Consider the following 25,373-nt stretch of genomic DNA (forward strand, 5'->3'; position numbering starts at 1 on the left):
AGGCTATCTCCCATGAGCTGTGATACTTTCTAGAAATTCATCAAATAAGTCAATACTGTCAGTTGGACCACTAGACCCATCCGGAGAAAATTGAACTGAGAAACTTGGATAGTCACGGTGCCTAATTCCCTGAACTGTTCCATTGATTAAGTCTATGTATGTCACAATTAGTTTTGATGTGTCGATAGAATTTGGATCTACGGCATAATCCTGAGCTTGATTAGCATAAATAATTTGATTAGTAATAATTTTTTGAATGGGATGATTGCTTCCATGGTGTCCAAGTCTCATTCGATAAACACTGGCTCCATTAGCCATAGCTAACAATTCATGCCCTAATCCCATACCAAAAACTGGAAGTGCCTGTTCTAATTTAGCAATCGTCTTTAAAACACTTTCATCAATTTCGTGCGGAGATCCAGGCCCTGTTGATAAAATAATTCCTTCTGGGTCAAGATCAATGATTTTTTGGTATGAAGTGTCAAAGGGAAGCACAATTACATTGCAATTCCTTTGAGATAATTGACGAATAATACCCTCTTTTAAGCCAAAATCAAGTACCGCAACGGTTTTGCCATTCCCAGGGACCAAATAAGGTTTGGGTGTGGCAACCTGTTGAATCTGCTGATTACTTAAAACGGCTGCATTTAACTGATCAAATGCATGTTCATCATTAACATCAACGAGACTCGCTTTTGAAATATCATGTGCCATAATGTATTTCAAAAGATAACGAGTATCAATTGCAGTTATCCCCGGAATATTACGTTGCTTAAGAAATGTATCTAAAGATATATTTTTTAAGTAACTAGTTGAAATATCTTCACTATGATGAACAACCACACCCTTAGCTGATGTCAAAATAGACTCATAGTTTTTTCGATTGATTCCGATATTTCCAACTGAAGGCTGTGTGAATGCCACGATTTGATTGTGATAAATTGGATCTGTGATTGATTCCTGGTAGCCATTAAGATTCGTATTCATAACAATCTCGCCCGTTACGGTTGATTCAGCCCCCATCGATTTTCCCACAAATGAAGTGCCATCATTTAGGATTAAATATCTTTTAGTCATAATGAAGATCCCTTACTTGTTAGAAACGATTTCGACAGAATCACGATCATCAATTTCTGAAACCAAGACATTAACTTTTTCGTCCTTTGAACTAGGAATATTTTTCCCAACAAAATCAGCCCGAATTGGTAGTTCACGATGACCACGATCAACTAATACAGCTAAACCAATTCTCTTCGGTCTTCCCATTTCATTGATTGCTCCTAATGCTGCCCGGACAGTCCGGCCAGTGTATAACACATCATCAACTAGGATTACATTTTTATTATTAATGTCTACCCCATCATTATTAGTTGGATTAGGCTTTGTCTTTCGATTCTTTAAGTCATCACGATATTTGGTTACATCTAGTTCCACAACCGGAATTTTAGCATTTTCAAGTTTTTCCAAGCGTTTAGCAATTCTTCTTGCCAAATAAACTCCCCGAGTCTTAATACCAACTAAAACTAAGTCGTTGATACCTTTATTTTTCTCAATAATTTCATAAGTGATTCGTGTCAAAGCACGTTGCATGGCCATGCCATCAACTACAACTTTCTCTTTTGCCATAAATGTCACTCCTTAACTGATATCAGAATACTGTTTTCTTAATTGATCGATTGTTTTTTGAAAAATTGGTGGTGCTGGAACTTTAAAATTGAGTTCTTCATGTGTAACTGGATGTTTAAATCCCAGTTCAGCAGCATGTAAAAACTGTCCTTTCCCTTTAATGGTATTTTTAGGTCCATAAAGTAGATCGCCAACGAGTGGATGACCAATATACTTCATATGGACTCTAATTTGATGAGTTCTTCCGGTTTCTAACTGACATTCCACTAAAGTATATTTCCCACCAAACCGTTCAAGAACGTGGAAATGAGTGATGGCATTCCTTCCGCCAGGAATTACTGCCTGTTTCTTGCGGTCTTTAAAAGATCTACCAATCGGAGCATCAATGGTACCGCGTTCTTCATTAATATTACCATGAACCAACGCTAAATACTTTCTGCGATTAGTTTTTTCCCTTAGTTGTTTGGACAATGATCTATGAGCAATATCTGTCTTAGCTACCATCAACAATCCAGAAGTATCCTTATCGATGCGATGAACAATTCCTGGTCTGACTGTTCCATTAATAGAAGATAATTTTGTATGATATAACAGCGCGTTAACTAACGTATGATCAGGATGACCGGGAGCTGGATGGACTACCATACCTTGTGGTTTGTTGACCACAATTACCTGATCATCTTCATAAATAATATCCAGCTTAATGTTTTCTGGTACTAAATTCATTTGTTTAGGCTCAGGGATAGAAATTTGAATGAGGTCATTATTTTGGGATTTGTATTTTGGCTTTTTAGTATCACCATTAACTAAAATTAAATGATCCTTAATCAATTCATTTGCACGACTACGACTTAAATCTTCATAGTGATCCGAAACCAATTTATCAAGTCTCTCGTTTTCATTATCAGCTCTAAATTCTCTATTTTGCATTTTTCTCACTCTCAGGTTTTGCTAATACGATAACTAAGAACAGGACGATCACACCAATCGTTACACAGGAGTCAGCTATATTAAAAATTGGAAAATTTATAAAATCTAATTGAATCATATCGGTAACTGCTCCTAGAAACAACCGATCTAGCAAATTACCAATCGTTCCAACCAACATCAATATTAAACCAAACAAGTATCCGATATGATATCTTTCGATGTAAATAAATATCATAAAAACCAAAACAGCTCCAGTGGCGATGAATTCAAAGATGACAGATTTCCCAGCAAGAAAACTCCAAGCAGCACCTGTGTTATTAATATTAGTCAATGATATAACTCCAGGAACGAATGGAATTTCTTTTCCAAGTGGAATGTTAATCCGAATCCACCATTTCGAAATTTGATCAAAAATCAGGAGAATAAAAAACATTAGTGCAAAACATATCCATGCCAAGATTTGTTTTTTAGAATAATCCGGTGATTTTTTCATTTTTATCAATATCCATTTCTGCTGCAGCTGGATGCTTAGGCAATCCCGGCATAGTGATTACTTTTCCAGCCATCGCCACAATGTATCCTGCTCCTAGTTTCGGCAATAATTCAGTAATATGCAAAGTAAACCCACTTGGATCGCCTAATTTTTTGGGGTTATCTGATAAAGAATATTGAGTTTTAGAAATACAGATCGGTAGTTTATCCCATCCATTTTTTTCAATGCCCTTTAATTGCTTCATGGCTTTCCCAGAAAGGACAACGTCCTTTGCTCCATAAATCTTTTTAGCGACCTTATTAATTTTATCAATCAAGGAATCTTCATCATTGTAAATTCGCTTAATGGATGCATTATTCTCAACAAGTTTGATTAATTTTCGAGCAAGGTCAATTGAACCCTTACCACCCTCAAGAAATGACTTACTAATACCAAATTCAACGTCTTGTTTTCTTAAATGATCACTTAACCACTTAATTTCTTCAGGGGAATCATCAGTAAACTGATTAATGGCGACAATAATTGGTTTGTTAAAGGATTTCATTGCCTTAATATGATGATCAAGATTTTTTACTCCAGATTTTAATGCTTTAACGTTTGGTATAGCTAAGTTTTCTTTACTAATCCCACCATTGAACTTTAGAGCACGAATTGATGCAACCATAACGACTGCACTCGGATCTGCATTTAAGTGTGGTGATACCAAATCCATGAATTTCTCACCACCTAGATCAGAACCAAATCCTGCTTCAGTTAACGTATAATCAGCAACTTTAAGAGCCACATTAGTAGCTTGAACACTGTTACACCCCATAGCTAAATTAGCAAACGGCCCCCCATGAACAAACGCTGGGGTATGTTCTAATGTTTGAACTAGATTAGGATTAATCGCATCTTTTAAAATAATTGTTAAAGCACTTTCAACCCCCAGATTTGAAACAAAAACTGGTTCATTATCATAAGTGTATCCAATTAAAATATTCTTAATACGTTCTTTTAAATCATTTAAATCAGTTGATAGACACAAAATGGCCATTAATTCACTTGCAGCTGTGATTTCGAAATGCTCTTCTCTAGGAACGCCGGACTTAGATCCACCTAGTCCAATGACCATATTTCTTAGTTCACGATCATTAACATCCATTGCTCGGTGCCACTGAATTTTACGTGGATCTAAATGCAAAGGATTTCCCTGTTGAATCGAATTGTCGATCAGTGCCGCTAGAGTATTATTAGCTGAAGTTAAAGCATGAATATCTCCCGTAAAATTAAGATTAATGTTCACCATTGGTTCAACTTGAGCAAATCCTCCCCCAGCTGCTCCACCTTTCATTCCCATCACAGGACCCATAGAAGGTTCCCGCAAAGCAATGGCAACTTTTTTATTTAGTTGATTTAACGCATCGCCAAGACCAATTAATACAGTGGATTTCCCTTCTCCAGCCGGAGTGGGATTAATAGCAGTTACTAAAATCAGTTTCTTTTTAGTATGTCGATCACGAGTATTACCTGATATTTTTGCCATGTACTTTCCATATGGATCAACTTCGTTTTTGGGAATCGAAAGTTTACTTGCGATATCTTGAATCGGATCCAATTGACTTTCCTGTGATATTTCAATGTCAGTTTTCATTCATACACCCTCTATTTTTTTACTTCAGTGCTAAAAGCTTCTTTTAATTCGATGATAGAATTGTTGGGAAGTATAAAATTATAGTTTTTATTCTTATAGTTGAAAGATAATTGAAATTTTTTGGAATGAATATCAATAATGTCCTTAATATTCATTTGAATCCCCTTGGGATGAAACACGCTCCGCACTGTTAATGTCTTATTTGATAAGATTAACTTTCTAAAATGAATTTGAATCCATGATAGTAGGATAAAAACAATAAAAAAACCTAATGTAATTTCTTGAAAGTGAGTTATTTCTAACCAAATGATCACCCCAATTAGAAAAACAATAAACGTCCAACTCCAGCAGATAATACTAGTAGTGATATTTGGTTGATACAAAAATTTTCTCTTTTGAGTTATCATAGTCTAAACCTCTTTATTAAACGAATGGAGTAATTTATTAATGTATAAATTATATTCTGATGCAGCCATTAAACCTAAAAGTAATCAATGTGGAATTGGAATTTTAATTCTTCATCAAAGACAACAAATTCAAATTAAAAAGCAATGCAAAGCAAAGAATAATCATATTGGTGAATTCAAAGCATGCCTCACTGCCCTAAGAGAGCTTTGTGATCATTTAAATAGTATTAACAAGCATCCAAGTGATATTACTGTCCTGTACTATACTGACAGTTCCATTTTAAGCGACAGTCTTAATAAACAATACGCTAAACATTATCAAAAATACGTTGATGAAATCGTTAAATTACAAAATCATTTCGCAATGGTGTTAACTAAATGGATTCCAGACACTCAAAATCTAGGTGCTCACGAATTAGCTTTTCAAGCTCTTCATTCTAATTAATTAACGTAGTTAGAGATTGGTTTTTCGTACATATCCCAGTCTTTAGTAGTGCCAAAAACGATATAATCCGATAATAATTTTCCAATCATTGGTCCAGTAGTTAGACCCGACGATCCAAGACCACTACCGATCAACAATTTTTTGTAATTGGGGACTGAACCAAAGAAGGGAGCAAAGTCATCTGTATAAGCTCTCGTTCCCACTCTACTACCAATAATATCAGAATAATCCAAGGTAGGAATTAGTTTTTTGGCTGAATTAAGTAATTCATCATTAACCTTTGGTTCCTCTTTTAAATCAAAGCCGTTTTCATCGTCGTGAGTAGCTCCAATAATCAATTTTCCGTGTCCAAGCGGAATAAAGTCATATTCTCCTTCTGGCATCATCACCGGCATGTTCTCATGGGCTGGAATATCAGATACTTTTAATTCTACCAGTTGTCCCTTTTGAGGTCTGACTTTTACTTTAATGTTAAGAGGAGCAAGTGTTTCTTTTACCCAAGCACCGGTAGCTATGACAATTTGATCGAAACTTAATAGTTGATCTTTAAAACTAATGGTATGGTCACTAGTAAGTATCACTCTGCCCTTATAAAGAGTCAAATTTCGTTTTTGGGCGATTGCAACTAAATGCTTGCAGAAGAGATTCCCATTAATCCGACTACCTCCGGAAACAAAAATTCCTGGGTGAGTAATCGTAAGAATGGGAATTTTATTTTGCACTTCTTTTTTATCTAACCTCATTATGTTTCCCATCTCAGGAGTTGTTTGAGCCCTTCTTTTAGCTAAAGCATATAGGTCATCTAAATCGTTATTATCTTGTCTTGTAATGATGGTCCCACTACTATTAAAAGTTGCTGAATTCATTTGAGTTTGATCAGCAATTTTAGGAATCAACTTAGCTCCAGCCTTTGCTAAGTTATACCATTGTTTATTTCTACGTTTCGACAACCATGGTGATATGATTCCTGAAGCAGCTTTGGTTGCTTGCCCATAACTATCGTCAAACATCGTTACCTCTCGTTCATCAGCATTTGGAAGTTGACTTAGGTAATATGCAAGGGTGGAACCAACTATTCCACCACCAATAATCGCGATTTTCTTTTTCAATTACTTATCCTTCTTGTTAAAAGTTTGCTCAGCCCAGTATTGGAAATAATCCGTTCTGATTCGCCCATTATACAATTTACGTCGTTTAGTGGCTTTTTTGCCATATTCTTTTTCAAAATTTAAGTCACTGGTTAAGTAATACTTAGACCAAGTTTTCATAGGAATAAATACCTTCCCCATGTCATGATAAAGCTGGGCTGCTTCTTTAGTATCACCCATTCTTTGACCATACGGCGGATTGGTAACTAAAACCCCGTCTTGTTTATCGGTATGAAAATCTTGAACGGCCACTTGTTTGAACTGAATATCATGAAGTAAACCAGCTTCCTCAGCGTTTACTTTGGCGTAATTAATCATTTTTTCATTAACATCAGAGGCCATGATATCAAACTCAGTGTCATAATCAGCTTTTGAATCTGCATCGGCACGCACTTTCTTTACAAGTTCTGGATCCACCCAATCCCAGTGTTCGAATACGAACTCACGATTATAACCCGGGGCAATATTTCTAGCAATTAAAGCCGCCTCAATGGGGATGGTTCCAGACCCACACATTGGATCAAGAAATGGCATTTGTTCTGGATGCCAATTTGTTAAAAGAATTAGAGCAGCTGCCATGTTTTCTTTTAGGGGTGCTTCACCCTTTGCGACCCGATATCCACGTTTAAACAAACTGGGACCGGTAGTGTCTAATGTATCCATAACTTCGTCTTTATTAACCCGAACTTCAAGTGGATAGAGTGCACCTGATTCAGGTAATCTGGTGCGACGATGATAAAATTTACTTATCTTTTCAACGATTGCTTTTTTAGTAATGGCTTGAATGTCCGGAACACTATGAAGAACTGATTTTTGTGAACGTCCCTCAACTGGAAACTTTCCGTCCATCGGGATAAGGTCTTCCCAATCCAACCTCTTAGTATTCTCAAACAACTCGTCGAAAGTTGTCGCTTTAAAACGACCCACAATAATTTTAATTCGATCTGCAGTTCTTAACCATAAATTAGCCTTAATAATGTCAGTAATCGTTCCATTAAAAAGAACCATTCCGTTCTTAACTTCTGGATCGTATCCCAATTCCCGCAACTCATCTCCTACTAAGCCTTCTAAACCAGCAGAACAAGTTGCCATTAAATTAAATTTTTTCATTTTATCCATTCCCTTTTATATAAAAAAAGAGTGGGAAGATCCCACTCAACCTGAAAAATGGTGCAGGCCCCTATAAGCCATGTTTTGTGCTTAACCACAACTTCAGGAAAAAGTGGTTAAGTAGTAATCATCTATCTCAAGAACAAATTGTTCTTCCCCCACACTTGGTTCAATTTCCGTGTGTGAAGCTCCCCTACCAAAGTTTGGGTTTCCCGCTCGCGGGGTTTACTGCGTTCCAATAATTTGATTTCTCAAATTAGTCGTTTCTGTGGCACTTTATGAAATACTAGAGCATAGCAATTGCCTTAGTTCTTTCTTTCGCCGTAATCAAATCAATGATCCCTCGGCTTATTTTTTCACCGAGCACGAACACTACAAGCATCTCAGCTTGTGCGAGAGTGGACTTTCCTCAGCCAACAATTGCTGACCGCGATTACTCAGGACCTGCACCAAATCTTTAAAACCTATTAGATTTATCTGAATCCTCGCCGTATACACGACGCTCTAAGCTGGATAACCGTTTTAAGATATCCATGTCAGTAGGATTCTGACCTTGAGCTGGCTGACTTGGGGAAGTATTTTTTGGTGCTTCCTCAGGTTTAGTCTGCTCAGCAGTTGTCTCTTCTGGTGCCCGTTGAGGAGCACTTGAACGTTCGATAGGACGTTGAGTACTTTGTGTGCTCGATCCCATTGATACTTGACGAGATAATTCGTCAACTTTTAACTTGAGATCCTGATTCTCCTGATCTAACTGATCAATCTCACGTTGAAAAGTCTCGTAGTCTTTAATGATACTATCCAAGAAAGTATCAACTTCAGCAGGATCGTAGCCCCGCATTTTTTGCTTAAATTCTTTTTGTAGAATTTGTTTTGGAGTAAAATTAATATTTTCCATTAATGCACACCTCACCAATCATTTCCGCATATTTCTATTCTATCAGAAATAAAACTAAAAGTCATCATTTAACTGTCTTTGATAATCATCAGCAAGATCTTGTAACTGATCAAAATCGATCAATTGCATCGGATATGCATGATTTTTTTGAAACTGTTGAATAGCTTGATAGTCATATTTAGTTTTACCTTCATTTTCTGGATCATACACTAATAACGACTGGTCTGTATGCGTTAGCATAAATCGTTGATAATTTTTTAATTGTTTAGGTGAATCATACGGATGGTCACTTACTGAACTTGCAAAATCAGCTTGCGAAATTGCTCGATTTAATTTTGCTTGATTATCTTCATTCCAGTTTGACCCAAATTTTTTAAATGGTAACATTACTGCTAATTGAAATTCATGTGGATACTTTTTTTGAAGTTCTTTAGAAACATCAACCGTCCATTGCTCAATCCCGAGCTGTCCGCCGGTGATAATCCAGTCACATCCATTTTCAATTAACTGTGAAAGTTGATCAAACAAAGCTTGCTTAATAATTTTTAACTTAGGATCATCATTTTGAAAGATTCCTAATTCATAACTCCGGTACCCTGATACCCAAACGCGGCTCATTTCTATCCACCTTTCAATAATTATTTCTCCAAGTTACCTACAATTGCTATAATATACTACGTATATGATAACATGATCATTTTTAATAAATGGATTGAGGTTATACAATGAATTTCCATTATCCTAACGGTAATTCCTATCGAAGTACCAGTAAATCAAGTAAACTTATCATTAAAAAAAATAAATCTACCATTAAGTACGGTGATCGGGGGATGTCCCTTGAAGCTGAATTAAATGAAAGCAACCAATATTATTTGGAAAGGGATATTGCAGTGGTTCATAAAAAACCTACCCCAATTCAAATTGTAAATGTTGACTACCCCAAACGTAGTGCAGCCGTTATTAGGGAGGCATATTTCCAGCATGCTTCTACAACCGACTATAACGGTATTTATCGGGGCAAATATATTGATTTTGATGCTAAAGAAACTACTAGTACCACTTCTTTTCCTCTTAGCAACTTTCATAAACATCAAATTGAACACATGAAAAAATGCACCAAATTAGGTGGGATCACCTTTGCAATGATAAAATTTGTTAAAAGTAATGAACTTTTTGTGCTTGAAGGACCGAATCTATTCTATTATTGGGACCGACAAAATCAGGGCGGAAGAAAGTCAATTTCAAAAATAGAGCTTCAGGAGAATGCGTACCAAATTAAGTACCATCTTCAACCCTTGATTCCATACCTCAGAGCGGTTGATCAAATTATCGATAATAAGAACAATATGTAAAGGAGAAGTCTAATGGCTGATTCAGATGAAAATATTTCTAGGGTACAAAGGTTTAAGCACCATCAGCAACCACGAAAGAAAAAGATGAAGCTTTGGAAAAAAATCATTTTATGGATTTTGGCAGTAATCGTTGCCATACTTATTTGTGGAGCAGGTCTTTTTACTTATTATGCAGCCAGTGCTCCAAAGATATCTTATAATACCCTCTCTAGTGATAATTCAACTACGATTTATGATTCAAGTGGTAAGATAATTTCACGTTTAGGTGCTCAAAATCGGGACTACGTGAAACAAGATCAGATTCCTGATAACCTAAAAAATGCGATTATTTCAATTGAAGATCGTCATTTTTATAAGGATCATGGGGTTGATCCTGCCAGAATTGTTGAAGCAGCCTTTTCAAATCTTCGTGGCCAAGGTGGTTTACAAGGTGGCAGTACCCTTACCCAACAATTAGTCAAATTATCAGTCTTTTCGACTAAGGCCTCGGACCAAACGCTAAAACGCAAGGCTCAAGAAGCCTGGTTAGCGGTCAAGGTCGACCATGATTATAGTAAACAACAAATTTTAGAGTTTTACATCAACAAGGTTTACATGGGTAATAATGCTTACGGAATGCAAACTGCTTCCGATTATTATTTCAATAAACCATTAAATAAGATTAACCTCCCACAAACGGCTTTTTTGGCTGGTTTACCTCAAGCTCCTGTTCAATATAATCCTTATACAAATCCTAAGTTAGCAACTGAACGAAGAAATCAAGTTCTAGAAGCAATGGCTAACAATAAAGTGATTTCTAAGGAGCAAGCTAGTGAAGCTGAAAAGACCAGTATTCAAGATGGTCTGGTTAAACAACACAATTCAAATTCATCTCCATACGCAAAAAATGAGAAGTATGCCGATGCCTATATCCAACAAGTTGTTCAAGAGCTAGACCAAAAGGGATACAAATTAAATGCTGGAAATAAGGTTTATACAAATTTGAATATGGACACTCAAAAACAAATGTACAAACTGGCCAACGATCCCAACTCACCCATTCAATTTCCTAACAATAACTTCCAAATTGGTGCCACGATGGTAAATTCCAATAACGGTAAAGTGGTTTCGATGCTTGGATCAAGAAAACAAAAAATTGCCTTTGGATTAAATCGTGCAATTCAAACCGATCGTTCAAGTGGATCAACTATGAAACCACTAATGGACTATGGACCAGCAATTGAATACTTGAAATGGCCAACTTATCAAGCCGTTCAAGACACGCCCTTCACGTATCCCGGAACAAATAAAGAACTTCAAGACTTTGACAATAAGCATGAAGGTACCATCACGATGCGAAAAGCACTTGTTGAATCACGTAATATTCCTGCAATCAGGACCCTTCAACAGGTTGGAATCCAACGATCACAAGACTTTTTGGCTGGATTAGGAATGACATTTAATAAACCACTTGAACTACAAAACGGAATTGGTGCCTATATCTCATCAGAGCAAGAAGCAGCTGCGTATGCTGCATTTGCAAATGGTGGGACGTATTACAAACCATATTTAATCAATAAAGTAGTTAATGTCAACGGAGCTGAAAAGCAATACAGTCCTAAGGGGCATCGAGCCATGTCACCAGATACTGCCTTTATGATAAATGACATGCTCAAAGGCGTCATGACTTCCCCTAATGGTTCTGGAACTGCTGCTAAGATCCCTGGACTTTATCAAGCTGGTAAAACTGGTACTACCCAATATCCAGACGATTGGATTAAGAAAGTGCCTGACCAATCATCAATGGATTCATGGTTTAGTGGGTACACGAAGAATTTCTCACTTTCTATTTGGACCGGATATGACCACCAGTTCAAACCTGGAAACTATATTTCCGAGCCACAAACACGAATTGCTCAAACCTACTACAAAGAAGTAATGTCACAGGCATCTGCTAATAAACCTAATATTGATTGGCAGAAGCCGGATAATGTGATTGAAACCAAACGAGATGGCGTAAACGAATACTATATCGAAGGCCACATGGGAACCGCTGTTTCAGCTAATAATGCTAGTCAATCTGGACAAGCATCCAAGAATCGTTCAGTTGTCTCAAATTCATCAAGTTCAAAAGACTCCAACAGTTCATCATCTGACGATAATTCTAGTTCAAGTCAGACGTCATCGGGGTCTAGTTCTAAGGTTGAAGAGCCATCTGAATCAAGCAAACCTAATGATCAATCATCTTCTGAATCATCAAATAATCAAGATAACAATAATCAGAGCACTCCTGCTTCTAATAATAGTCAATCATCAAGCACTTCTACTCCAAATCAATAAATTGAATATTTTCTTTAAGACTCATCCACTTTATGATTTATGTGGCTTGGGTCTTTTTTGTTGTTGTTTTGTTTTTTTTAATTAAGTTAAAGTAACTTTTAACTTTTTCACCTGAATTTTAATCATCTAACCACAAAAAAATGCATAGATCTTTTACATCCATGCATCATTGATTAATTTTAAAAATCGGAATATTTTGTTTTGGTTTTCTTGGTTGATCACTGTTTAAATTTCTCTGTCGCTGTTCATTGGCTTCCTGAACTTGTGCAGCGGTTTTAATGTTGCGATGCTGCCAATTCAAAAGAATTCGATCCATATACTTCAAACTATAAACTTGACTTAGGACCGCCTCTTTGAGGGCTAATTCAATAATCTTTGGTGAGTAATGATCTTGTTCAAGCCATTGATTGATTGTTTCCAACTCGATTGAAGATAATGGCCGACCAAATTCCTCTTGAATTTTTTTAAATAATCCTTTTCGTTCCTTAATATCATTACTTTGTTTGTTACGCTCTTTTTGAGCATGATTATTAGTGTTTACTAACGATGTAGAATCAAGCAACTTTTCCATTTTATGATTTAAAAGATCAAACTTATATTCGTCCTTCCCAGACTTCGTACTAGAAATGTTGATAATCTTTTTAGTAACTAATTGATGTAATAAATTATAAATATCGTCTTCTTTTAAACCAGTCGCTTTCGACAACTCAGTAGCACTTGGAAACAAATCCCCTTTAGAACGAGCTAGTACTAACTCCAAGAAGACCACTAATTCAGTTGGGTTCATCCCCAACTCAGAGAAATGCTGCAATAAAAAACCAGAAACGCTAATTGAACCACTTTCTAAATAGCGCTCTAAATTTTCACTCATTTTATTCCTCCTTCAATAATTCATCATTACAAATTCTTAATGGTTTGCACAATCTTGCCCGTCTTATAATTTACCGTGACGTAGTTCATTCGATTGTTCTGATTTAAATAGGAAACCACCCAGGCTGGCTGATCCTGATAAATCCCAAGCCCGGTGTTAATAATCTTAGAGGCTTTCCCAATTTTTTGAGCCGTCTTTTCTGCTTCCTGTTGTGTAATCCCACTCTTTTGGGTAACGACCTGCATACTTTTCCCGTTCTTAGGTAAGATGGCATACGCATACTGATTTTGTTTATTATAACCACCAACTGAATAGTATGTCTTATTTAAATTAGATGAGTAGAAATGATTAATATCATGAAATCCAGCACTATTTTCTGCTACCGTAGTGACATGAGAACGAGCGCGTAATTGGGGTGCTTTAGCAACATGAAAGAAAATAATAACACCCAGAATGATTAGAACGATCACCGCAACAATTATCCATCGAATCCGATGAGTCCTTTTTCGTTTTAATTGTTCTCTGTACATGAAAATTCCTCTTTTATTTAGCTTTTACATGCATCATTATAGCAAACTTTCCTTGTTTAATAATTAATTAATCCCTCTTATTAAAGAAATCTTGACCATCTTTAACAATCTTAGCGATCGACCCCGTTTTAATTGGTAAATCAGAGGGAAGCGCATCGATGATTTGCTTACCATACCGTTTGTCAATCAAACGACTGTCCAAAAAGTTAATGATACCATAATCAGTTGAGCTTCTAATCAATCTTCCCACACCTTGTTTAGTTTTGATAATAGCTTCTGGTAAGTCAAAATTATAAAATGGATTCTTGTTTTGTTCCCTTAAAAACTTAGCCCGACTTGAAACAACCGGATTATTGGGAGATTCAAACGGTATCCGGGTAATAATGAGTTGCTTGAGTAAATTATCCGGAAAATCAACACCCTCAAAATAACCATTAGCTCCAAGTATTACCGGAACTGCATCCTTGGTTGACTCAAACCTTTTGATCATTTTTTCTTGACTCCCAGAAACACCGGCGGCTTGAATCATAAAATTACCGTTATTGTTCTGATCTAATTTTTCGTACACTTTTTTTAAAATATCCAATGAGTTAAACAGTACTAGCGTTGGTACTGCATTAGCGTTGATAAGTTTCCAAATTGAGTTAGCCAGATAAGAGATATATTCATCATTATCTACACTAGGCGGCATCGGCGTCGTTTCAGAAATCATCATTTCAGTTTGCTTGGAATAATCAAAAGAAGATTTTAGCCGTTTCATTCTCGTATCACTCCGACTTAAATCAAGCTGATCAAAAATATACTGTGACTTTTTTGATGTAAACAACGTCGAACCGGTAAAAATTGCTGGCTTAAAATAGTGATAGATATTTTCCTTTAACTTATTTTTGGAAGCAAAATCGCCAGTCATGAGGATGACATGATTAGGATCTAGATCCTCTGTATAATAGATCCAGTAAAAAGAGGATCGCTCACTAACCCTTTGCTTAACTTGATCCACGTTAACACTATCAATGTAATCAGTAATTGTAAGTAAATGACGTTCAAACTTTTCAATCAAAGCTTCATCAGAAATCGTCCAACGATTCTTTTCCTTCTTAACTAACTTTTTGAAAGTATTTATAAATTCTTCTAATTTTACGTTAATATGAGTCAAATGGTTTATTTGACCCTGATGGTCTTTCACAAATTGAAGTAGTTCTTTTGCACTAATCGAAGACTCAGAACGCCGAGTAGTAACGGGTTTCATGAATTTTACCCTAAAATCCTGTAAAATCAACTGATTTGTATCAAAAATAGCATCTAGCTGGGAATCTAACCCATTAAGTCGATTTAACTCATCAATATCGTCAGAAAAGATTTCATTTAAATTTAATCCGTGGGTTTGAAATAAATCATTCTTAACCCTTCCAATATTTTTCTTTAAAGTATTGAATTTAATGACTTTTTCTTGCGATGAAAACGCAACGTCAGCAAGCTTATGAGCTTCGTCAACCACTAAGTATGGCTTTGAAGTCATGTAATTACTTAATTGACGACTATTCTCAAAAAGATAATTATGGTTAACGATAACAATATCAGCACGTTCCACCCGCTTCAATTGAGCGAGTAAAAAGTCAACATCCCGAAAAGAGTTCTTCTTATCCGTCTCCACATGAGAATTTTGATAATTAATTTGATCAATAAACGGAACTTCATTGGGAAGATTTAATTCGTCAAGATCACCCGTGCTTGTCTCAGTGAGCCAGACCAAGATTCGTGCTTTCATGAATTGTGACTGTTTAGATTTATCGTGAAATTGAAGTGTTTTGCTAAACCGTTCTAGATTAATATAATGATTGACACCCTTTAACATGGCAACATCAAAACTAGTATTAAGTAACGGTTCTAGTTGACTCTTAATTGTAGAATACAACTGTTCCTGAAGTCCATTGGTAGAAGTACTGACCACTAGCTGTTCACCTTCATTAACCAAATAAGCCATTGGAACCAGGTATCCCAGGGTTTTCCCACTCCCGGTTGGTGCTTCAATTAATAAATTATAGGTAGGTTTTTCTTTATCATGATAATTATTATAAATTAAATTCATCATTTTACTTTGTGAACTTCGCCAATTTAACTTACCCATAAATTGGCGTTCCTTCTGCTTCTTAGTCCTAGGATACTTTATCAAATTGTGCTCTGAGATTGAATAGGATGGTACTTGGTTTTTTAGCGCAATCCCATTTACAACCACATATTGCGAATTCAAATTCTTTAAATGTTCCCGCTTAATCTCTTCGCGATCTTCAATAAATTGAACCGTATCTCTAGGGAGATCAGGATGAACCTTAAGAATAGACTGAATTGTCACTAAGGGTAATTTTTCAATCTTCTTCATGATTGTTAACAGTAAATGAGCAGTTGCGTCAGCATCACTTTTAGAGGAATGCGGATGGGTGTGTGAAATCCCAAAATGATGACTTAAGTCCTTTAATCGATATCCCGTTAATTCCGGAAAAAAGATTTGACTCAACGTGACCGTATCAATGGCTTTAATATCTAACTCAGGATAACCCACTCTTTCTAATTCCGCATTTAAAAACGGAAAGTCAAAATTAACGTTATGGGCAACGAAGACAGTACCACTCAGTATCTTATAAATATGGGGAGCAACCTGATCAAACGTTGGTGCTCCTTTAATTGTCTGGGCGTTAATGCCAGTTAAGTGGGTGATATCTTTAGGAATCGCTTCACCATTATTAACATATGTTGAGTAGGAATCGACCACTTGACCACCTTGAACAAAAGTACAACTAAATTGAATAATTTGGTCACCATTAGAGACATCCGTTCCAGTTGTCTCCATGTCAACGACTGCATATTTTGTATTCTTGGGCACCTGTCTCACCTACCTTTAAAACTAATTCCACTACAATATTACTACATTTATCTTAATATTTATATAAACCAACATTTAATCATTAGTAAAGTATTCTAAAATATATTGGTCATGTTCTAAATTATGATAAAATAGGTATGTTTGGAAAGTGAGCGATTGAAATATGAACACGACTGCAACCGGGTTGAGTCATGCAAAAATAATTTTTTTAGGTGAGCACAGTGCCGTCTACCAAAAGCCTGCGATTGTTTTTCCTGTGCCACAAATTAAAGTGAAAACCACCATTACTTCTGATGGTAACAATCAACTATTCAGTAAATACTACCATGGTCCAATTAGTGCTCTCCCTTCTTCAATGAATGGATTACAGACACTTATTAATCGTCTTAACCAATCATTAAATCCTAATAACATCCCAATTAATATCAAAATTGATAGTGCAATTCCGTTGGGGAGAGGGATGGGTTCATCCGCTGCAACAGCTAGTGCAGTTACCAAAGCCTTTTTTCATTTCTTTAATCACCAGTTGAACGCCGACCAGCTTAAGAAATTTACCGATGTAGAAGAAAAGATAACTCATGGTAATCCAAGTGGAATTGACGCTAAAACCGTCAGTGCGCTTAATCCAATCTTATTTGAAAAGGGTCAGTTTTACGATTTTCCTGTTTCAAACGCAGGAAATCTCATCATTGCTGATACCGGCATTTCAAGTAATACTTCCACGGCGGTTTCAATGGTAAGAGATGAAATGGACCATAACTTTCAAAATACGAATGATTTAATTAACGACCTCGGGGATTTAGCTGAAGCAGCTAAACATTCTCTGACATACAATAAACTCAAACAAACCGGCAAATTAATGAATCTGGCCCAAAATGATCTTTCAAAATTGGGAGTTAGTTCAACAGAAATTAATACCCTGGTAAATGCTGCTAATCAGGCGGGTGCCCTCGGTGCTAAACTAACGGGAAGCGGACTCGGTGGATGCATTATTGCTCTGTCAGATTCTAAAACCACCACGCAAAAAATCAAGACAACCCTTAAACAAAGTGGAGCACAAGGAGTTTGGGTCCAATCATTAAATGAAATGAAGTAAGGAGATTTATTATGTCCGACAATACTAATATCTATAGAACCCAGAAGGCTCGTGCTCATACTAATATTGCACTAATCAAATATTGGGGAAAGGCCAATAGTCAACTCATTATTCCAGAAGACAGTAGCCTGTCTTTAACTTTAAATGACTTCTATACCGATACTGAAGTTCGCTTTGACCCATCTCTAAGTTCTGATCAAATCACTTTTAACAATCATCTAATTAATGATTCGGAAGAAAAAAAGATTGTCAGCTTTCTTGACATCGTTCGAAAAAAAGCCAATGTTGATATTCACGCCCACGTTAAGACAAATAACAATATCCCTACTGCTGCTGGGCTTGCTTCATCTGCTTCAGGTTTTGCTGCTCTCGCTGCCGCTTCTAGTAAAGCCATTGGAATGAATCTTTCTAAAAAAGATCTTTCTAGGCTCGCTAGACGAGGATCAGGTTCAGCAACGCGCTCTATTTTTGGCGGTTTCGTCAAATGGGAAAAGGGTCATAGTGACGAAACTTCCTTTGCCATTCCAATTGAAGAAGACATTGATTGGGACATTAACCTAGTAGCTGTTATTATTAATCGAAACGAAAAAAAGATTTCTAGTAGAGAGGGTATGAAAATTTCTAAGTCCACCTCCCCTTACTATCAAGCATGGAAAAAAGTTACTAGTCATGACATGACCACGATGAGAAAAGCAATTCGTACTCATAACTTCGACTTAATGGGCCACACTGCTGAGGAAAATGCCATGAAAATGCACGCCCTCACGTTCAGTTCCGATCCAGCTTTTACATATTTTAATGGAGATACACTTAAAGCAATTCAAATTGTTCACGAATTAAGAGACAATGGCATCAGTTGCTATTTTACAATTGACGCTGGTCCAAATGTAAAAGTGTTGGTCCAACATGATAATTTAAACCAAGTTGTAAATCGATTTAAAAGCACTTTTGGATCATCAAACGTGGTTGCTACCACTCCAGGTCCTGGAATCGAATATTTAAATTAAGGGAGTAATTAATTACATGATTTCCGCAAAAGCACCGGGTAAATTGTACGTAGCTGGTGAATATGCAGTAGTTGAGACCGGCTACCCTGCTATCATCGCTGCATGTGATCGCTTTGTTCGGGTTGGCATTAAAGCAAGTTCAGATTTTGGAAGCATCTATTCGAAACAGTACGATGAGAATATGCTCCATTGGAAGAGATTAGGCCATCGCATGGTCTTCGATAATCGTGATAATCCTTTTCAGTACATCATTTCAGCGATTAAAGTAACTGAAGAATACGTTGAAACTCTCGATAAAAGTTTAAAAACATACGATATCATCGTAAATAGTGAACTCGATAGTGCCGATGGACGTAAGTACGGATTAGGTTCTTCAGCTGCCGTCACGGTTGCAACCGTTAAAGCCTTATGCGAATTCTACGACATTAACCTTTCAACGATGCAACTCTTCAAGCTAGCCGCAATTGCTCATTTTGAAGTTCAAGGAAATGGTTCATTAGGCGATGTAGCTGCTAGCGTATTCGGTGGTTGGATTGCTTACCATTCATTTGACCGACAGTGGTTAGCCAATGCCCGTAAAGATGTGGATTTAGTGGAACTGTTAGATTTAAAGTGGCCTAGTTTAAAAATTATGCCGCTAACAGCACCAAAGAATTTACAATTATTAATTGGATGGTCAGGTTCACCCGCTTCAACTTCAAATCTAGTTGATCGAGTGGAGCTAAAAAAAGCCAGAAATTCTGAACTTTATCAAGACTTTCTTCACTTCAGTCAGGAGTGTGTCTTAAATATTGTTAATGGCTTTAAAAGTTCTAATCTGGAAATGATCCAAAAGAACATTGAAAACAACCGCAAGCTCCTTTTAAAACTCGGTGAATTTGCCAACGTTGAAATTGAAACCCCAAAGCTAAAAGAATTAATTGACATTGCCGATCATTTTGGTGGTGCAGCCAAAACTTCGGGAGCTGGTGGCGGTGATTGTGGGATCGTCATTATTAATAAGGATGATAATATCGATGATCTTGTTAGCGATTGGAACCGCCATGGAATTGAGCTACTAGACCTTAAGATTCATAATAATTAGGAGAAACAAATGACTAACCAACAGTCACATCGAAAAGATGAACACGTCTCGCTTGCTAAAAAATTTCACCATACGGAATCTGAAGCTGGATTCGATCAGGTTCATTTTATGCCAGTAACATTCCCTGAAATGACATATCAGGATGTAGATATCTCAACTCAATTAGGCTCGCTGCCTTTAAGGGTCCCCTTCTACATTGAGGCGATGACTGGTGGCAGTGAGTATACCAAAAAATTAAATTTTCACCTAGCTTCTATCTCAAGGCGCTGTGGAATCGCAATGGCATCCGGCTCAGAGAGTGTAGCAATCAAACATCCGGAACTAATCGATACCTTTTCGATCATTAGAAAGCAAAACCCAGATGGACTGATCTTTGCTAACATTGGTGCTGGGACAACCCCAAAAGCGGCTGAGCAAGCAATTGATATTCTTCAAGCTAATGCATTAGAGATCCACGTTAATTCAGTTCAAGAACTCATCATGCCCGAGGGATCAAATTCATTTAACTGGCTATCCAATATTTCAAACATTGTCCAAAATATTAAAGTACCAGTAATCGTCAAGGAAGTTGGATTCGGGATGAGTTCTAAATCAATTCAAACCCTTTTGGACCTTGGAGTTGAATATGTAAACATTGGTGGTCGTGGCGGAACTAACTTTGCTCAAATTGAGAACTTCCGTCGTCATCAAAAAGAAATGGACTATTTTAAAGACTGGGGGATTACCACGGTGGAATCTCTCTTTGAATCCCAAAAAGTTCCTAGCATGAACATCGTAGCAACTGGTGGCATCACTAATCCCATGGAAATCGTCAAATCATTGTATTTGGGTGCCGATGCTGTTGGCATTGCGAGTCAGATTTTGGTGAAACTAATTGATGACGGTGAAGACGAGACCGTGAAAATGATTAACGATTGGATTATTGGCATTAAGTCCATTTTCACCGCACTAGGCGCACACAACATTAATGAACTGCGTCAATGTGAATCAGTAACCAGTCCAGAATTACAAAGTTACTTAAATCAACGCAAATAAAAAGACCTTCGTTTAAAAAACGAAGGTCTTTTTATTTTCTCATGCTTTAAACCTTAATCCCTTAGGGAAAAAGTTTTTTAACGTCCCATTCACGACTTTACCAAATCCAACACTCATTCCGCGACATTGAATTAAGTACCACCCCTTCTTTAAGTTGGGATCCACGGCAACGGTGTCACCATGGACATAACTCTGCCACTGATGATCAGTAATTTTAACGATGTTTTTTACGTCATTAGGATTAATTGCCAATGCCAATGCATACGAAGGCTCAATCCGATTCTTTTTAATCGTTCCAAGTGGCGTTCCGGGTCGCATTACTTTTAAACCATCTAAATCGGGAATTGCCGGATTAAATGAATAAAGGGTACTCCCAAATTCTAGAAGATCCTCTGTCAAAAAATCGCGCTTAAAGTTAACGTTACAGAACTCTTTCCACTCTTTTTTTATACTACTTGAGACGTTACTTCTTTGATGCTTAATCTTTTTGGATTTTCCAACATCTGTACTCTGCAACTTGGCAATAAAATGACCATCACCTTTAAATAAGTTAGGAAACAGACGAGCCGTTTTAGTTAACTCTTCGTTTCCATCCGCCCATTCCGGTTTTCCGTCGATCATCCCATCATACTTCTTAATCGGGAGAGCCTTAAAATCATAATTAGCTAAGATCCAGGCAATTATCTGTTCGTCTTCTTCTGGTGAAAAAGTACAAGTTGAATAAATCAATTGTCCACCTGGTTTTAACATCTTAACAGCTTCTCTTACAATGTCTTTTTGCCGCGCAGCACACTCTTTCGGATAATCAATTGACCAGTATTTTGTTGCGTCATGATTTTTTCTAAACATCCCCTCACCCGAACATGGCGCATCAATCAAAATTTTATCAAAATACCTTGGAAAATGCTTTGACAGGTTATGTGGATCTTCATTCAAGATTAACGGATCCCACACCCCAAACCGTTCCAGATTTTCAACTAGAACCTTAGCTCGGCTCCGGTCAATCTCATTTGATACAAGTAAGCCCTTGTTTTTCATCATACCAGCCAAATGAGTCGACTTTCCTCCTGGGGCAGCACACAAGTCTAATACCTGATCTCCCATACTAGGATCAACCACCTCTGCTACGTACATGGCAGATGGTTCCTGACTGTAAACGTAACCACTCTGATGCTCGACGGTTTTCCCGCTCACTTTCCCATAATAACCATTTTGGGTATAGGAAATCGGGCTTGTCATATCCAAACGAACATCAGCTTTAGTTTTGAGCGGATTAGTTCGAAAGGCATTGTAAGAATCTTCATCAAAAGAATCAATAAAACTTTGATAATCATCTTTTAACAGATTATGATATTTACTTTTAAAATCTTCAGGTAATTTCATACTGATAAGTCCTTATTATTCAAATTGCTTGGCAGCTCTCACGGCCATCTTCCATCCCTTGTATAGTTTTTTTCTTTTATCGCCACTCATATGTGATTCAAAAAAAGTACCAACACGCTTACTTCTTTTAATTTCATCAATATCCTTCCAAAATCCAACAGCCAAACCAGCCAGATAAGCTGCTCCCTGTGCCGTAGTCTCTGAAATTAATGACCGTTCAATTTGATCATTTAAAATATCGGCTTGAAACTGCATTAAGTAATCATTTTTAGCAGCTCCACCATCTACTACTAGTGATTTAACCGGAATCTTAGTCTCTTCTACCATCGTATCAAGAACATCCTTTGTTTGAAATCCTAACGATTCAATGGTCGCACGAACTAATTGATTACGCGTCGTTGATGATGTCAAGCCAAAAATCGATCCACGAATTTCCTGATCCCAATATGGTGCCCCTAGTCCAGTAAACGCTGGCACTACGTAAACTCCGTCACTCGTTTTGGCATCATAAGCCATTTGCTCAGAGGCCTTAGCCGATGAAATTAAACCCATCTCATCCTTTAACCATTGAATTGCCGATCCAGCCACAAAAATGCTACCTTCTAAAGCATATTTAACTTCTCCATTCAATCCGTAGGCAATTGTGGTTAACAATCCATTACTAGAAAACCTTGGCGTTTTTCCTGTATTCATCATAATAAAGGCACCCGTTCCATAAGTATTCTTCGTCATTCCGGGTTGTAATGCTAATTGTCCAAATAATGATGCTTGTTGGTCACCGGCAATTCCGGCAATTGGAATCTGTACCCCTAAAAATGAATATCCCTTCGTATATCCAAAGAAGTGTGACGATGGTTTCACTTTAGGTAACATTTTCTTAGGAATATCGAAGAGCTCTAACAGATCATCATCCCATTTCAAATCGTTGATGTTATATAACATTGTCCTACTAGCATTAGTAAAATCAGTGGCATGAACGGTTCCGCCGGTCAGATTCCATAGCAACCATGAATCAATGGTTCCAAATAATAAATCTCCATTCTCCGCCCGTCTCTGGGATCCCTTTACATGATCTAAAATCCATCTAATTTTCGTACCAGCAAAATAAGAATCAACAATCAGTCCCGTCTTTTGGTGAATTAAATCAGCGTAACCATCAGTTATTAACCGATCAGCAATTTCACTGGTCTGTTTTGATTGCCACACCACAGCGTTGTAGATGGGCTTTCCACTTCGTCTATCCCAAATTACAGTCGTTTCACGTTGATTAGTAATGCCGATACTTCGCACTTTATAGGGAGGAACTTCAGAGTTAATCAATACCTCAGAAATCACAGATTCAACGGCATTCCAAATTTCAATTGGATCTTGTTCTACCCACCCTGGATGAGGAAAAGATTGTTTAAACTCACGTTGTACTTTTCCCACAATCTGGCCATCATGATCAAATAACATTGCTCGAGCAGAGGTCGTTCCTTCATCAATTGCCATTATGTATTGCTTGCTACTCATATTTCCCCTCGTTTTTTCAAATAAATGTTATGTGTTAATTATACCCTAAGTAATTTAGCATACCAAACGTGAAGTTATACCATAACAAAGGCAATATGGTAGAATACTTACATGTGATTTAATAGGAGGCAATCTAAATGACAAGTTTTAATGAATATTCCGCATGTACCAGCATTTTAGTTGGAAAAGATGCTACGGTTGATGGCAGCACTTTAATTGGTCGCAATGAAGATGCTAAAGCATCATGGCCAAAACGATTTGTTGTCCATGAACATAAGGAGTTTCAGGATGATCAGGAATTCAAATCAACTGATAACGGCTTCAAAATGCCGCTACCAAAAACACGGGGAAAATACACTGCTACTCCCGAATGGACCGACCAAGACGGTTTATTCGAAGAGGATGGTATTAACGAATATGGGGTTGCTATGAGTGCAACTGAAAGTACGTACGCTAACGCACGTGTCCTAGGTTATGATCCCCTTGTAAAAGATGGAATTGGCGAAGAAGCCATGGTAACCGTAGTCTTGCCTTATGTCCATTCCGCAAAGGAAGCCGTCAAACGTCTTGGTAACATTGTTGAAAAATATGGGGCCAGTGAAAACAACGGAGTCCTTATGTCCGATAAAGAAGAAGTTTGGTACTTAGAGATCGGTTCCGGACACCAATGGATCGCTGAAAGAATTCCTGACGATGAATACGCCATCGTTGCTAATCAAATGGCCATTGAAGAAGTTAACTTTAAAGATAATGATCACTTCATGTGGTCACCAGGGATTAGGGACTTTGTATCAAAAAACAATTTAAATCCAGATCGTTCTGGTTTTAACTTTAGACACATTTTTGGAACCCATGACTTATCAGACACCTACTACAACACCCCTCGAGTTTGGTACGGACAAAAAATGTTTAACCCAGAAATCAAGCAGGATCCTACTTCCCAAAACATCCCCTTTACAAGGAAAAGTGAAGAATTAATATCGGCGCTCGATGCCCAAAAGTTGCTCAGTTCACACTATCAGGGAACTCAGTTCGATCCAATTGGTGCAGGCGAAGAAGCTGATCGAACTCGATTTCGTCCCATTAGTTTAGCCAAAACCCAAGAATCACACGTGCTCCAAATCAAACCTAATCTACCAATTGAAATTGGTGGAATTCACTGGCTTGCTATGGGTGTAGCGGCTCAGAGTACTTACGTCCCATTTCTTGAGGGAATTTCTGATACTCCCAAAGCATATAAGTACCACGTCAAGATGGATTTTGATCCTAAATCGGCTTACTGGATCTTCAAGCTAGTTGGAATCTTAGTTGACCCCCACTACCTTGAATTTGGTGACAAACTTAAAAACGTGCAACAAAATTTAATCGAACAATACGAACAAATCTTACAGCAGGTAGAACAAGAGTCCGACGGCTTGGATTCAACAGAACTAACTCAGCTTGCTAATGAGGCCAGTTCTAAGACAAGTAAACTCGCTTTGCGTAGCTTTAAGAACCTTGGTCAATACTTGATTACAAACTCAACGGATTTCTCTCCTCTCAACTATCACCAAGATTTAAATCTATAAAAAAAGAGAGTATACTTTATTAGTATTTCCATTAAATTTAATCAAGGA

At 37.2% G+C, this 25,373-nt stretch carries 23 protein-coding genes and 1 other RNA gene; 8 read left to right on the forward strand and 16 right to left on the reverse strand.

The annotated features are described in order from the left end of the window. Positions 1-3: 3 nt before the first annotated feature. From AC6UDE_RS04035 to AC6UDE_RS04060, 6 genes are read right to left on the reverse strand one after another with little or no spacing between them, the layout of a single operon-like run. Positions 4-1,077 carry a carbamoyl phosphate synthase small subunit gene (locus AC6UDE_RS04035; protein ID WP_500696691.1) on the reverse strand — a complete coding sequence of 358 codons (1,074 nt, stop codon included), beginning with the start codon at positions 1,075-1,077 and terminating at the stop codon, positions 4-6. 12 nt (positions 1,078-1,089) lie between these two features. Further along, positions 1,090-1,626: a bifunctional pyr operon transcriptional regulator/uracil phosphoribosyltransferase PyrR gene (gene pyrR, locus AC6UDE_RS04040; RefSeq protein ID WP_500693748.1), complete on the reverse strand. Its 537-nt coding sequence runs from the start codon at positions 1,624-1,626 to the stop codon at positions 1,090-1,092. Between the two features lie 12 nt (positions 1,627-1,638). After that, entirely contained in the window at positions 1,639-2,556 is a 918-nt protein-coding gene (locus AC6UDE_RS04045; RefSeq protein WP_500696692.1) for an RluA family pseudouridine synthase, read from the reverse strand. Continuing rightward, a complete protein-coding gene (gene lspA / locus AC6UDE_RS04050) occupies positions 2,546-3,049 on the reverse strand; it encodes a signal peptidase II (RefSeq protein ID WP_500696693.1) in 504 nt (167 codons plus the stop codon). The genes AC6UDE_RS04045 and lspA overlap by 11 nt, the downstream gene beginning before the upstream one ends. After that, positions 3,024-4,682: a formate--tetrahydrofolate ligase gene (locus AC6UDE_RS04055; RefSeq protein WP_500696694.1), complete on the reverse strand. Its 1,659-nt coding sequence runs from the start codon at positions 4,680-4,682 to the stop codon at positions 3,024-3,026. The genes lspA and AC6UDE_RS04055 overlap by 26 nt, the downstream gene beginning before the upstream one ends. An 11-nt stretch (positions 4,683-4,693) precedes the next feature. Next, positions 4,694-5,089 (reverse strand): EbsA family protein, encoded by a 396-nt coding sequence (locus AC6UDE_RS04060; protein ID WP_500696695.1) that lies wholly within the window; start codon positions 5,087-5,089, stop codon positions 4,694-4,696. 40 nt (positions 5,090-5,129) lie between these two features. On the opposite strand from AC6UDE_RS04060, the gene AC6UDE_RS04065 reads away from it, so the two are divergent. Then, positions 5,130-5,534, forward strand: a complete 405-nt coding sequence (locus AC6UDE_RS04065; RefSeq protein WP_500696696.1) for a reverse transcriptase-like protein — start codon at positions 5,130-5,132, stop codon at positions 5,532-5,534. Here AC6UDE_RS04065 and AC6UDE_RS04070 read toward each other — a convergent pair. From AC6UDE_RS04070 to AC6UDE_RS04090, 5 genes are all read right to left on the reverse strand, one after another. Next, positions 5,531-6,643, reverse strand: coding sequence for an NAD(P)/FAD-dependent oxidoreductase (locus AC6UDE_RS04070; RefSeq protein ID WP_500696697.1), 1,113 nt, complete (start codon positions 6,641-6,643; stop codon positions 5,531-5,533). The two genes, AC6UDE_RS04065 and AC6UDE_RS04070, sit on opposite strands and share 4 nt — an antisense overlap. Then, a complete protein-coding gene (locus AC6UDE_RS04075) occupies positions 6,644-7,792 on the reverse strand; it encodes a THUMP domain-containing class I SAM-dependent RNA methyltransferase (protein WP_500696698.1) in 1,149 nt (382 codons plus the stop codon). 68 nt (positions 7,793-7,860) lie between these two features. After that, positions 7,861-8,237, reverse strand: an RNA gene (gene rnpB, locus AC6UDE_RS04080) — RNase P RNA component class B. Positions 8,238-8,249: 12 nt separating this feature from the next. Continuing rightward, complete coding sequence (gene gpsB, locus AC6UDE_RS04085; RefSeq protein ID WP_500696699.1) at positions 8,250-8,687, reverse strand: cell division regulator GpsB; 438 nt, start codon at positions 8,685-8,687, stop codon at positions 8,250-8,252. Between the two features lie 54 nt (positions 8,688-8,741). Continuing rightward, positions 8,742-9,305 carry an SLOG family protein gene (locus tag AC6UDE_RS04090; RefSeq protein ID WP_500696700.1) on the reverse strand — a complete coding sequence of 188 codons (564 nt, stop codon included), beginning with the start codon at positions 9,303-9,305 and terminating at the stop codon, positions 8,742-8,744. Between the two features lie 107 nt (positions 9,306-9,412). Here AC6UDE_RS04090 and recU point away from each other — a divergent pair, with 107 nt between their 5' ends. Next, positions 9,413-10,039, forward strand: coding sequence for a Holliday junction resolvase RecU (gene recU, locus AC6UDE_RS04095; protein WP_500696701.1), 627 nt, complete (start codon positions 9,413-9,415; stop codon positions 10,037-10,039). Between the two features lie 12 nt (positions 10,040-10,051). Then, positions 10,052-12,358, forward strand: coding sequence for a PBP1A family penicillin-binding protein (locus AC6UDE_RS04100; RefSeq protein WP_500696702.1), 2,307 nt, complete (start codon positions 10,052-10,054; stop codon positions 12,356-12,358). Between the two features lie 166 nt (positions 12,359-12,524). Here the strand turns inward: AC6UDE_RS04100 and AC6UDE_RS04105 are convergent, their stop codons facing one another. The 3 genes from AC6UDE_RS04105 to AC6UDE_RS04115 form a co-directional block, all read right to left on the reverse strand. Beyond that, entirely contained in the window at positions 12,525-13,229 is a 705-nt protein-coding gene (locus tag AC6UDE_RS04105; RefSeq protein ID WP_500696703.1) for a DnaD domain-containing protein, read from the reverse strand. A gap of 26 nt (positions 13,230-13,255) precedes the next feature. Continuing rightward, positions 13,256-13,759 carry a cell wall elongation regulator TseB-like domain-containing protein gene (locus tag AC6UDE_RS04110; RefSeq protein ID WP_500696704.1) on the reverse strand — a complete coding sequence of 168 codons (504 nt, stop codon included), beginning with the start codon at positions 13,757-13,759 and terminating at the stop codon, positions 13,256-13,258. A gap of 67 nt (positions 13,760-13,826) precedes the next feature. After that, entirely contained in the window at positions 13,827-16,640 is a 2,814-nt protein-coding gene (locus tag AC6UDE_RS04115) for a helicase C-terminal domain-containing protein (protein WP_500696705.1), read from the reverse strand. A gap of 163 nt (positions 16,641-16,803) precedes the next feature. On the opposite strand from AC6UDE_RS04115, the gene mvk reads away from it, so the two are divergent. From mvk to fni, 4 genes are read left to right on the forward strand one after another with little or no spacing between them, the layout of a single operon-like run. Further along, positions 16,804-17,736 carry a mevalonate kinase gene (mvk, locus tag AC6UDE_RS04120; RefSeq protein WP_500695665.1) on the forward strand — a complete coding sequence of 311 codons (933 nt, stop codon included), beginning with the start codon at positions 16,804-16,806 and terminating at the stop codon, positions 17,734-17,736. A gap of 11 nt (positions 17,737-17,747) precedes the next feature. Further along, positions 17,748-18,743 (forward strand): diphosphomevalonate decarboxylase, encoded by a 996-nt coding sequence (gene mvaD, locus AC6UDE_RS04125; protein WP_500696706.1) that lies wholly within the window; start codon positions 17,748-17,750, stop codon positions 18,741-18,743. A 16-nt stretch (positions 18,744-18,759) separates the two neighbouring features. After that, positions 18,760-19,827, forward strand: coding sequence for a phosphomevalonate kinase (locus tag AC6UDE_RS04130; protein ID WP_500696707.1), 1,068 nt, complete (start codon positions 18,760-18,762; stop codon positions 19,825-19,827). A gap of 9 nt (positions 19,828-19,836) precedes the next feature. Continuing rightward, positions 19,837-20,862, forward strand: a complete 1,026-nt coding sequence (gene fni / locus AC6UDE_RS04135; RefSeq protein WP_500696708.1) for a type 2 isopentenyl-diphosphate Delta-isomerase — start codon at positions 19,837-19,839, stop codon at positions 20,860-20,862. Between the two features lie 39 nt (positions 20,863-20,901). On the opposite strand, the gene AC6UDE_RS04140 is transcribed toward fni, so the two are convergent. Together AC6UDE_RS04140 and glpK are read right to left on the reverse strand one after the other, a co-directional pair. After that, positions 20,902-22,245, reverse strand: coding sequence for an RsmF rRNA methyltransferase first C-terminal domain-containing protein (locus tag AC6UDE_RS04140; RefSeq protein WP_500696709.1), 1,344 nt, complete (start codon positions 22,243-22,245; stop codon positions 20,902-20,904). 15 nt (positions 22,246-22,260) lie between these two features. Further along, positions 22,261-23,757, reverse strand: a complete 1,497-nt coding sequence (gene glpK, locus AC6UDE_RS04145) for a glycerol kinase GlpK (RefSeq protein WP_500696710.1) — start codon at positions 23,755-23,757, stop codon at positions 22,261-22,263. Between the two features lie 137 nt (positions 23,758-23,894). Between glpK and AC6UDE_RS04150 the strand changes: the two genes are divergently transcribed. Further along, complete coding sequence (locus tag AC6UDE_RS04150) at positions 23,895-25,325, forward strand: C69 family dipeptidase (RefSeq protein WP_500696711.1); 1,431 nt, start codon at positions 23,895-23,897, stop codon at positions 25,323-25,325. Positions 25,326-25,373 lie beyond the last annotated feature (48 nt).

This window comes from Fructilactobacillus sp. X2R5C3 (genome assembly GCF_059901325.1).